8 protein-coding genes and 1 pseudogene are annotated in these 10,833 nt (G+C 66.2%); 1 reads left to right on the top strand and 8 read right to left on the bottom strand.

Annotated features, from left to right (window positions below):
* Nucleotides 1-252, top strand: a pseudogene (locus tag ACFTS5_RS07155) (short chain dehydrogenase); the annotation flags it as partial.
* A 31-nt stretch (nucleotides 253-283) separates the two neighbouring features.
* On the opposite strand, the gene ACFTS5_RS07150 reads toward ACFTS5_RS07155, so the two are convergent.
* From ACFTS5_RS07150 to ACFTS5_RS07115, 8 genes are all read right to left on the bottom strand, one after another.
* Nucleotides 284-1,306: an SDR family oxidoreductase gene (locus tag ACFTS5_RS07150; protein ID WP_378628237.1), complete on the bottom strand. Its 1,023-nt coding sequence runs from the start codon at nucleotides 1,304-1,306 to the stop codon at nucleotides 284-286.
* Nucleotides 1,307-1,480: 174 nt separating this feature from the next.
* Entirely contained in the window at nucleotides 1,481-2,416 is a 936-nt protein-coding gene (locus ACFTS5_RS07145; RefSeq protein WP_378628236.1) for an alpha/beta hydrolase, read from the bottom strand.
* A 129-nt stretch (nucleotides 2,417-2,545) separates the two neighbouring features.
* Nucleotides 2,546-3,901, bottom strand: coding sequence for an MFS transporter (locus ACFTS5_RS07140; protein ID WP_378628234.1), 1,356 nt, complete (start codon nucleotides 3,899-3,901; stop codon nucleotides 2,546-2,548).
* A gap of 109 nt (nucleotides 3,902-4,010) precedes the next feature.
* On the bottom strand, nucleotides 4,011-5,489 hold the full coding sequence (locus ACFTS5_RS07135; protein ID WP_378628232.1) for an aldehyde dehydrogenase family protein: 1,479 nt from the start codon (nucleotides 5,487-5,489) through the stop codon (nucleotides 4,011-4,013).
* Nucleotides 5,490-5,522: 33 nt separating this feature from the next.
* Entirely contained in the window at nucleotides 5,523-6,539 is a 1,017-nt protein-coding gene (locus ACFTS5_RS07130; RefSeq protein WP_378628230.1) for an alcohol dehydrogenase catalytic domain-containing protein, read from the bottom strand.
* Between the two features lie 37 nt (nucleotides 6,540-6,576).
* Nucleotides 6,577-8,523, bottom strand: coding sequence for a hydantoinase B/oxoprolinase family protein (locus ACFTS5_RS07125; protein ID WP_378628228.1), 1,947 nt, complete (start codon nucleotides 8,521-8,523; stop codon nucleotides 6,577-6,579).
* Nucleotide 8,524: 1 nt separating this feature from the next.
* A complete protein-coding gene (locus ACFTS5_RS07120) occupies nucleotides 8,525-10,567 on the bottom strand; it encodes a hydantoinase/oxoprolinase family protein (RefSeq protein ID WP_378628225.1) in 2,043 nt (680 codons plus the stop codon).
* A 26-nt stretch (nucleotides 10,568-10,593) separates the two neighbouring features.
* Nucleotides 10,594-10,803, bottom strand: a complete 210-nt coding sequence (locus ACFTS5_RS07115; protein ID WP_378628223.1) for a hypothetical protein — start codon at nucleotides 10,801-10,803, stop codon at nucleotides 10,594-10,596.
* Nucleotides 10,804-10,833 lie beyond the last annotated feature (30 nt).

Raw genomic sequence — 10,833 nt, 5'->3', positions numbered from 1 at the left:
ATCGCCACCGCCGCGGTGCAGAACCTCCTCGGCGGCGACGACGCGATCGCCAAAGCCCGCACCCCGCAGATCATGGCCGATGCCGCCGTGGCGCTCTTGAAAAAGGAAGCGCGCACCGTCACCGGGAACACGTTCCTCGACGTCGATGTGCTGCGCGCCGAGGGCATCACCGATCTCTCGCCCTACGGTGGCGTAGGCGATCTGGAATACGACATCTTCGTCGACCCGCCTCAGAAGCGTCATCGCGCCTGAGGACCGAACGAATATGGGCCCGTCGCGTGCCTCAGGCGCGCCGCATCGCGCGCCCTCCGACCCACTTTGCTCCCACCGCACCCGCGGCACCGACCCAGATCAGACGCCGAACGGCGGGGTGCGTCGCCAACCATGTGTAGGGACTGGCAGGGAGGGCTTGCTTGCTGAAATCGCCTTGCACGCGGGCATCTCCGCTGGTCTCGTAGAGATTGCCGTCGGCGTTCCCGGCTGGCTCGTCTGTGCGCTCCAACGGAATACCGAACTTGGCCAGGAAAGCGTCGGCCACCCTCGGAGTGAGGTGCTGGGTCACCTTCATAAGTTTGGCCGCGCCCCCGGCATAGAGATCGCGCACCGGGTGAGCGGCGGCGAACAGCACACAGTCCGCAACGACGGACGGATCGTAGAAGGGCGGAGCGCCCTTCGGTTTCACGTCCATCTTGTTGCGGCCGTTGGTGAAGAAGGGCGTATTGATCGCGGCCGGTTTGATGCTGGTGACGGAAACCGGCGTGCCCGAAGCTTTCAGCTCGCGCCGCAGCGCATCGATCATCCCTTCCACCGCGTGCTTGGACGCAGCATATGCGCTGTTGAGCGGCATGGAAATCACCGTCTCGCCCGATCCGACCGATACCAGCGCACCGCCCCCGGCACGCCGCAGGTGCGGAAGTGCGACCTGGAAACCGTGTACCTGCCCCATGAAGTTGACCTCCATGAGCCGACGGAATTCCTCGGGCGTGGTCTCCTCGAAATCCGCGTAGACGACCGTCGCGGCCACCGCGACCCAGGTATTGATTCGACCGAATGTCGCCACGACCAGTTCGGCAACGGCCTCGACCTGAGTTCGGTCGCTGACGTCACAGACCGCGTAGACCGCCTTGCCGCCCGCGTCCTCGATCTGACGTACGAGTGTCGCGAGGCCTTCCTCGTTCCGCGCCGCGACCACGACCTTGGCTCCTGCAGCGGCCAGACGAAGTGCCGTCTCCCGTCCGATCCCGCTGGATCCACCAGCTACGACAACCACCTGCTGCGCGAGCGGTTCTAGCTTGATCCTTGCCATGTGTGTCTCCCCAGTCCAACCCTTGTCGATGATTACGCATAATGCTTTATATGCGTAATGACAGACGCATACCCACGTTCGCGGTCGCCAATCAACGGCACGGGGGTCTGCCCGGCGAGACAGAGAGACGGCCGGGCATCGAGCCCGGCCGTCACCTGCGAGGTAGATCTCCGTTCAGAGGTGCTTCTTGAAGAACGGGATGAGATGGTCCAGCGCCTGCGAGACAGCTTCGGGCTGGTCGTAGAGCTCGTAGTGGGACACCCCTTCCAAGACGACGAGTTCCTTGTCGTCGGAGGCGGCACGCTGGTAAAGCTCGAATGCGTCGCGGTAGGCACCGAACGCGCCGGGCTTGTCGCCGACCACGATGCATAGTGGCTGGGTGAGCAGGATCTCGGCACGGGTATAAGCGTCCCAGCCGACGAGACGGGCTTGACGGGAGAACAGGAAGCTGGTGCGGCCGTTGGGTTTACGCCCACGTTCGGTCTTGTAGTACTCGGTCGCCTCGACCAGATCGATATCGGTCAGACCCGCCTGCGCGGCCGCTTCGGGAGACGGCGGCAGCAGATCGTTGATCTGCTCGGACTTGCCGCGCGCCTCTGCGGTGCGTTGCGCGGCCATCGCCTCGAGCGCGCCGAGCGGGTCGTATTCGGTGAAGCCCTCTAGCATCCGGCGCCCGACATTAGCGCCGGTGACGGTACCCAGCGCCTTGATGCGTCGTTCGGTCATGGTGGCGTGCACCGCGTACCCACCACCACCGCAAATGGCGAGTACCCCGATGCGGTTTTCGTCGACCCATGGCTGGTTGACCAGGTAGTCGATGACATAGCTGAAGTCCTCGGCGCGGAATCCGGGATCCTCGATCAGGCGTGGTTCGCCGCCACTGTCGCCCTGGAAGCTGGCATCGAAGGCGATCGCGACGAACCCCTGCTGAGCCAGCGCCGTGGCGTAGATGTTGCCCGAGGTCTGTTCCTTGCAGCTACCGGTCGGGTGGGCGCTGATGATCGTGGTGTATTTCTGCTCGGCGTCGAACCCTGGCGGATAGTAGATGTCGGCCGCCAGGTCCCAGGCCAGGGCCTTGATTCGGACGTGCTCGATGTTGTCGGTTGCCATGAGCTTCCTCTCCCGTCGTGCTCTCCCGATAGTTCGGCACATCGGCCTCGGATCGCGGGCGGTTCACGGCCCGGTGAGGCCCTGCGCATTCAGCATTATGTTCTGGATGCCGTTTGTAAAGGGGGATCGTCAACGCACCTCGGCCTCTACTGCCGGCTCCTGACCGACGATCCGTGAGTGCGCCCGGTCCTTCTGATCGAAGAGCACCCCGGCGACCACCAGGACGGCCGCGCCGATGATCAACAGGGAGACACCCCAGGTCGCGTGTGTGGGCGAGACGGTGACGATCGCCAATGCAGCCAACGGGACCAGACCTCCTGCCGTCGCGCCGCTGACTTCGCGGCCCGCACCGAGACCCGACGCACGGACTTCAGTGGGAAACTGTCGCGCCATGAACGGGCTCGCGGCCACGATGATCAGCGGCGCGAGCACACCGGTCGCCAGGATCAGCAGGGCCCAGATGAGCACGGGCTCACCGGTGTTCAGGACCCAGAACATGGGAAAGGCCAGCAGCATGACGCCCACCGCGCCACCCACCATGACGCGCCGCAGGTCCACCCTGTCGCAGAGCCTGCCGAAGAACGGCACCATCACGATCGCCGCCGTGCTGGCCAAGGTGATGCCGAAGGCGCCGACGTTGGCGGCCACGTCCTGGAACTGGGTGAGGTAGGACAGCGAGAAGGTCTTAAAGGTGTAGGAGATCGCGGCGTAGCCACCGTAGACCGCGGCGACCACCGCGAGTCCACGCCAATCGGACTTCAGCAGATCCTTGAACACCTGGAAACCCTTGCGCTGCTTGGCTTGCGCGGCGACCCTCTCGAAGTCCGGCGTCTCCGGCATGTTCCGCCGGATCCAGTAGCCGACGCCGACGACGGCGAAGCTCGCGACGAACGGGATACGCCAACCCCAGTCGTAGAGGAACTCGTCTCCGAAGCTGGTCACACCGGTTACCGCTAGCGAGGCGCCGAGTAGGCCGACCTGCGCACCTAACGCGGGCAGTGCACCGAAACGGCCCCTGGTCTTCTCGTCGGCGTACTCATAGGCCACAGCGATGGCGCTGCCCAGTTCGGCACTGGCGCCGAAGCCCTGCAGGATCCGCAGGATCACCAGCAGGATCGGTGCCGCGATGCCGATCGATGCATAGGACGGCAGTAATCCGATCAAGCCGGACGCGATGCCCATGATCAGCAAGCTGAGCGAGAGCACCGCCTTGCGTCCGATCTTGTCGCCCAGAATCCCGAACAGAATGCCACCGAGCGGACGGGCCAGGAAGCCGACCGCGAAGGTCGCGAACGCCGCGAGTGTGCTGATCGAGGAATTGCTCGACGGGAAGAAGACCTTGCCGAACACCAGTGCCGCCATCGAGGCGTAGAGGTAGAAGTCGAACCATTCCAACGAGGTACCGATGACCACCGCAGGTCCTGCGGACCGACCCGGCGCTGGACGTGCCGCGACCTCGTCGCTGGAATCGAACGGCTGTTTCATAGTCCACCTTCTAACCCCACCCCGGATGATTTATAGATTTGTAGATTATATATCACGCATAGTGCCCTGCATCACACTCTCCGTGCGTGATGCATCATCGCATTGCCGGTCAACCCAGGTTCATGTACACCGCCTTGGGGTAGAGGTAGCTCTCCACGTGTTCGCGCCCGCCCTTCCAGCCGTAGCCGCTCATCTTGGTGCCGCCGAATCCGACCGAGGGGTCGAGCACGCCGTAGCAGTTGACCCAGACGGTGCCGGCCGTGATGCCGCGCGAAACCTTGTGGGCGGTGGCCAGATCCCTGGTCCAGACACCACCGGCCAGGCCGTACGGGGTGGCGTTGGCCAGGTGCAGCGCCTCGTCCATGTCGTCGAAGGGGATCACCGTCGCCACCGGGCCGAAGATCTCCTCCTGGGCGATGGTCATCTCGTTGGTCGCGGAGGCGAACACCGTCGGTTCGACGAAGAAGCCCGACGCGCGGTCGCCGTCCAGACGCCGTCCACCGCTGACCAGTTCGGCTTCACCGGAGCCGATGTCGATGTAGTTCAGTACCCTGTCGAGCTGTCGTTGCGAGATCAGCGGGCCAAGTTGGCTGTTCGGATCGAGGCCGTCACCCACGCGAATTGTCTTGGTGAATTCGGCCAAGCGCGAGACGAATTCGTCGTGGATCGCGCGCTGGACGAAGATTCGTGTCCCGGCGACGCAGACCTGACCGCTGTTGGTGTACACGCCCATCGCCGCGCCCGGCACGGCCAGGTCCAGATCGGCGTCGGCGAAGACGATGTCGGGGGACTTGCCGCCGAGCTCGAGTTGCAGCCGTTTCATGTTCCCGGCCGAGGCCCGCACGATCGTCTGCGCGGTGCCCACCGAGCCGGTGAACGCGATCCGGTCGACGCCGGGATGCTCGGCCAGAGTGGCACCGGCATCCTTCCCGTAACCGGTCACCACGTTTACGACGCCATCGGGCACACCCGCTTCGGTCAGCAATTCGGCCACGCGCAACACCGACAGCGACGCGTCTTCGGCGGGCTTGAGCACGGCGGTGCACCCGGTAGCGAGCGCCGGACCGAAGATCCACCACAGGCCGATGAGCGGGCCGTTCCAGGGAATGATGCCGCCCACCACGCCGACCGGCTCGCGGTAGCGCAGGGTCAGAAAGTCGCCGGGCAGCGAGTTCGGCGGGGTCGAGGATTCGCCCGCGTCGACCTGGGAGGCGAAGAATTGCAGTACCTGCGAGGTCCATTCGCGCAGACCGCGGGTCCGGGTGAGGGGTGCGCCCATATCCAGGGTCTCGATGGTCGCGAGCTCGTCGAAATTCTCGAGGACGAGGTCGTGGACCCGCAGGATCAGCGAGCGCCGCTGATGCGGGGTCCACCGGCTCCATTCACCGTCGAAGGCTGCCCGGGCGGCTGCGACTGCGGCATCGATGTCCGCCGCGCCGCCCGCGGCGATGGTGCCGAGTTCGGCGCCGGAGGCGGGATTGACGACGGGGATGGTCTCGCCCGACGCGGCGGGTACCCAGCGACCGCCGATCAGGTTGCGCTGGGCATTGCCGACGAAGGTGGGCAGGGGTTGGGTAACAGTTGTCATGGTTTTCTCCGAATCACAAAAGACGCGCGGCGGTCAGTCGAACAGGAAGACGCCCTTGCCTGCGTCCTGCTTGTCGAACCACCGGTATGCCTCGTCGGCCTGCTCGATGGTCCAGGTGTGCGAGTACAGCTCATCGACCGGAAGGTTGTGCGCGACAACGTAATCAGCGCAGCGCGCTTGCTCGATCGAGGACATGGTCCAGGACGTCATGAGCGTCCACTGCTTCTTGTAGACGGCCTGCGTCTTGAACTGGACATCGCCGGGCAGGCCGGTGAACACCGCGCGGCCGAAGGTGCCGAGGACGGCGAGAGCGTCGTCGCCGGCCCGGCCGGAGCTCTCGAGAACGACGTCGGCCATGCGCCCGCCGGTGTACTCGGCGACCGCCTCGGCCAAGTCGCGCTCGCGGGAATTGACCACTAGGCCGGCACCGAACCGGGCGCTGTTGGCCAGACGGCGGTTGTCGACATCGACCGCGATCACCCGGGCGCCCATCGACGCGGCGAACATGGTCGCCGAAAGTCCCACCGGGCCTTGCCCGATGACGACTGTGGTCGTGTCCGATACCTCACCGAGTCGTTTGATCGCGCCCCACGCGGTGCCGGTGCCGCACCCGATGGCCGCGCCGGCTTCGAACGACAGCCCGTCGGGCATGGGCAGCAGCGCGGCGACCGGGACCACGGTGAAGGCGGCGTGGCCGCCGTTGACATGGACCGCCATCGTCTTGCCGGGCGCGGTCTCACACATCTGCGGCCAGCCCGCGCGACAGCGACGGCAGGTGCCACAGCCGAAGTAGTGGTGGATCATCACGCGATCGCCCACCGCGGCCTGGGCCGCATCGACGCCCGCGCCCACCGCATACACCTCACCGCAGGGTTCGTGGCCCTGGATCACCGAGCGATCGAAGTCGAAGGCGCCGTGATAGAAGTGCAGATCCGAGCCGCACATTCCCGACGCGCGGATCTTCACCACGACCTCACCGTGGCCCGGCTCGGGATCGGGGAAGTCTTTCAGGACCGTAGTCCCGTTGCCGGGGAACACGATTCCCTTCATCGCTGTCTCCTCTGTGTCGTCGGTGTCGTGCGGGCGGTCATGCCGACCGCCCGGCACGAAGCTGCGCGCTCGCCTCGTGGTCGATGCGAAGACCCTCGGGGTCGGAACGCGGGTCGCCTTCGATGACCACTCCGTAGTCGCGTGCGGCGCCGGCGACGCTCACGTACTCGTTGCGCACGTCGGCGAGTACTCGTTCGGGGTCTCGCTGCAACGGATCACCCCATCCGCCACCGCCGTTGGTGAGGCAGCGCAGGATGGTGTTCGGCCGGGTTGCCCAGACCTGTTCGGCGGCGAAGTAGTGGTACCGGCCGTCGACCGGGTCCAGTGCCTTGGTTTCGGGGTCGAGCACGCCCGCGACCGGGACGCTGTCGGCGTAAACATCCGCTGTGGTCCCGAGCAGGCCGGGGGTCGCGCCCTCATCGACCGGCGGGAACAGCCACATCGCACCGGTGGGTCCGGCCTGTCCGCCGTTGGCACCCACGCCCGAGGCTTCCTTGGTACGGAACGGTGACAGGTAGTGAGCGCCCGCGGTGAGCCACAGCGCGTCTTTGAGATTGGCCGCGCCGCCGCGGAACACTCCCGCACCACCGGTGTCGATGGCATGTTCCTTGCGCAACAGCACAACCGGCGAGTCACGTTCGATAGTCTCGGTCGCCGGGTCGAGGTTGTTGAGCGTGAACAGCACCGTGTAGCTGTCCCCGTCACCGGCCTGCGTAGCACCCCATGGCCCGTGCTCGCCGCCGCACTGGGTGGCCGAGGTCCACGGTGTGCCGTCGGCCCGCACGCCGGAGGCGTTGTGGGTGTTGGTGGAACCGTAGTCGCCGCCGACACCCTGGTGTCCGAGTACGGGATTGAGCGCGTCGAACACCGCGGACGCGACGGCACCCGAGGCCTCCCAGAACATCATGATGCCACCGTCGGGCGGGAGCGAGGAGACGATCGTCCCCGGCGGCACGGCGAGGTCGACGTTGCGCCAGGTACCCGAGGTGAACGGCACCTTCGGGTCCAGCAGCATCGTGAGCGCCACGCCCACAGCTGTTTTGGCGTCGAGTACGCCACAGTTGATGCACGTGCGTGCCTGCGGTGAGGTGCCCGACAGGTCGATCTCCATGTTCTCCCCGCGCTTGCGGACGAGAACACGCACGGTGTAGTCGATGGTGTCGTCGAGACCGTCGGCATCGATCAGGGCCGAACCCGCGTAGTCACCGTCGGGCACCAACGCGATCGCGTCGCGCATCCGCTCGGCGGAGGTGTCGCACGAGTAGTCCAGCGTGCCGAGGTACGCCTCAAGCCCGTACCTGTCGATGTTCTCCAGCACCAGCCGCTCCCCCAGCTTCAACTGCTGGAAGATGCTCTTGAAGTCCGGCAGCAACATGCCGCCCCAGCGGGTGTTATCGAAGATCAGGCTGAAGGTGGACCGCACGGGCTGGTCCTGCGACCAGAGCAGCATGGGCGGGATGACGAGGCCGTTCTCGTAGACGTTGGCCTTGGTGGCCGAGAATCCGCCGGGCACTGTGCCGCCCATGTCGAGCTGGTGGGCGCACATGGTGACGTAGGAGATGATCTCGCCGTCCACGAACACCGGTCGGGTGAATGCCACGTCGTTCACGTGCCTGCCACCGCGATAGGGGTCGTTGCAGATCAACACGTCACCGGGACGCAGGTTTTCGGGCCCGTATTCCTCCACGGCATTGCGCACCGCGTCGCCCATGGTGCCGAGGAACACGACCAGGCTGTTGCTGACCACGGCCATCGGGTAGCCCTTGTTCGCGGGACCGCTGATGGTGCAGGCGAAGTCGTACCAGTCGCGGATGATGGGCGAGAACGCCTCACGCATGAATCCGGTCGACATGTGTTCGACCGCATAGCGCAGCCGGTTGGTGATCACCGTGGCGCTGAACCGGTCGCAACCGTACTGCTCGCGAAACTCCGCGTCGGAGAGGTCCCGCAGCCGTGGGGCGTTGGGGATGGTGGAACTGGACATGTCACTTCCTCCGGATCACGATTTCGCCGTACTCGCCGACGGTGGCTTGCTGCCCCGCGCCGACATGAGTCGTGGACAGTTCCTCTTCGACGACCGCGGGGCCGTCCAGCACATCGCCGGCCCGCAGACTCGTGCGGTCGTAGACGTGGGCTTGCTGAGCGCCGACGCCGTCGGTGTCGAGGTCGCCGAGATAGCGCAGGGTCACCGTGCGGATCGGCGCGAGTTCTCCGTCCGCCGGGCCGCGGGCGTCGATTCGCACGTATTCGACTTTGGGGGTGTCGAGCACCGCGCGGACCCGGAACGTCACGCCCTCGACGGGCATGATCTCGAACCGATTGCCGGAGCGGGTCTCGTAGGTCTCGTGGAAGGCCGACACCATCGTGGCGACAGCGGCCTCGTCGATGGTTCCGCTCGGCACCGGCACGAACGGTGTCTCCCAGCTCTGACCGGCCAGGTGCGCGTCCATGCTGCGCAGCATCCGCACCGATCCGCCGCCGGTCCGCGCGCGCAACTGCTCCTCCATCTCGGCGAACAAGGCGTCGATCGCGGGCGCGGCGTCGCCGGTGAGCATGAGGTAGGCGCTGCGGTCGACGGTGAACACCTGGTCGGTGGAAAGCAGCCCGACAGCGGAGAACAGACCGGGGTTCGGCGGCACGATCACTTGTTTGCACTGCACGGTGTCGAGCACCGCGGGCAGCAGCATCGGGCCTGCCGCACCGAAGGCGACGAGGCTGTAGTCGCGCGGGTCGACACCGTTCTTGATGGCGACGTTGAACACGCCCTCGGCCATGTTGTTGACGGCCATCTCGTAGGCGTAGCGCACCCGGTGGGCGAGGTCGAGCTCGGTGTCGAGGGTGTCGAAGGCCCGGCGCGAGGCGTCGGCGTCGAGTTGCAGTTCCCCGCCCGCGAAGTCGTCCGCGTCGAGGATTCCGATCAACAGACAGGTGTCGGTGGTCGTCGGTTGGGTGCCGCCGCGGCCGTAACAGGCGGGTCCGGGCTGGGCCCTGGCACTGTCCGGTCCGACCTGGATCTCCCCGGCGGAGCCGATGGACACGATGCTGCCGCCGCCTGCGCCGATGCTGGAGATGTCGTTGGCGAGGGCGTTGACCACGAGGTCGTGCTCGAGCTCGAAGGTGGTGTTGACGAACGGTTCGCCGTCGCTGACCACGCTGATATCGCAGGACGTGCCACCCACATCGGCACACAGCAGGTCGTTCTCGTCGATCAGCTTGCCGAAGTGGGCGCAGGCGACGGTGCCCGCGGCGGGACCGGAGAACACGATCCGGAACGGCTGCTCCATCGCCTGGGCCGCCGGAACCAGCGTGGCGGCGCAGTCGGCGAAGTTGAGCTGACCGGCGAATCCGAGTTCGCTCAGTCCCTTCTCCAGGCCCTCGGTATAGTCGGAGTAGATGATCTTCATCAGGGTGTCGATCACTGTGGTGGAGGCGCGGGCGTATTCCTTCGCCAGCGGCGAGACCTCGCTCGAGATCGAGCACGGCACATCGCCGAGCACCTCGCGCACCAGTTCACGCAGCCGCAGCTCGTGTACCGGGTCGACGTAGGCGTTGATCAGGCAGATGGCCACGCCGGCGACCTCGCACCGGCGCAGCACCTCGAGTTCGGTCCTGGCCTGGTCCTCGTCGAGTTCGAAGAGCACCCCGCCGTCGGCGGTGAGCCGCTCGTGGATGCCGCGGCGCAGGTAGCGCTGCACCAACGGCCTGGCGGCGTCGCCGAAACTGCGCCGCCAGTGCGGGTCGAGAATGGCCTCGGCCGGGCGCCAGACCCGGCCCATGTCGATGATGTCGCGGTGGCCTTCGGTGGTCAGGAAGCCGATCTTGGGCAGCTGACGGGTGATCACGGCGTTGAGGCCGTGCGTGCTGGCGTGGTTGAACACCGCCGCGTCCGTGACGCCGAGCACCTCGGCGCCGCGCAGTACCGGGCCCGCGACCTCGGCGTAGTCGGTGGAAATCTTGGCGGTGTGGATCCGCCCGTCGCGCCAGGCGACGACGTCGGTGAACGTGCCGCCCACATCGACTGCGATCATGATGGCTCCTGAAAGTGATTCGGTGTTCAGACGAGGTCGGCGAGCAGCTGGATGGGACCGAGCCGGTGCCAAGGCTCGCGCGACACGGAGTGCATGCAGTGCTGGCACTTGACGACCTGCACCCAACCCTGTTCCGCGACAACGGGATACGCGCGCAGATCGGCGGCGCCGCAGCGGGGGCAGGTGCCGTCGCGTGGTTCGCGGTTCACCTCGAGCGGTGGCGGTACGTCAGGCATTTCTGGTCCTCCTGCGGCGATGGAATGTTC

The organism is Nocardia sp. NPDC056952, from assembly GCF_042674185.1.
GTDB lineage: Bacteria > Actinomycetota > Actinomycetes > Mycobacteriales > Mycobacteriaceae > Nocardia.
Note: the sequence above shows the minus strand (reverse complement) of the source record. Positions and strands in the feature narration are given on the sequence as shown.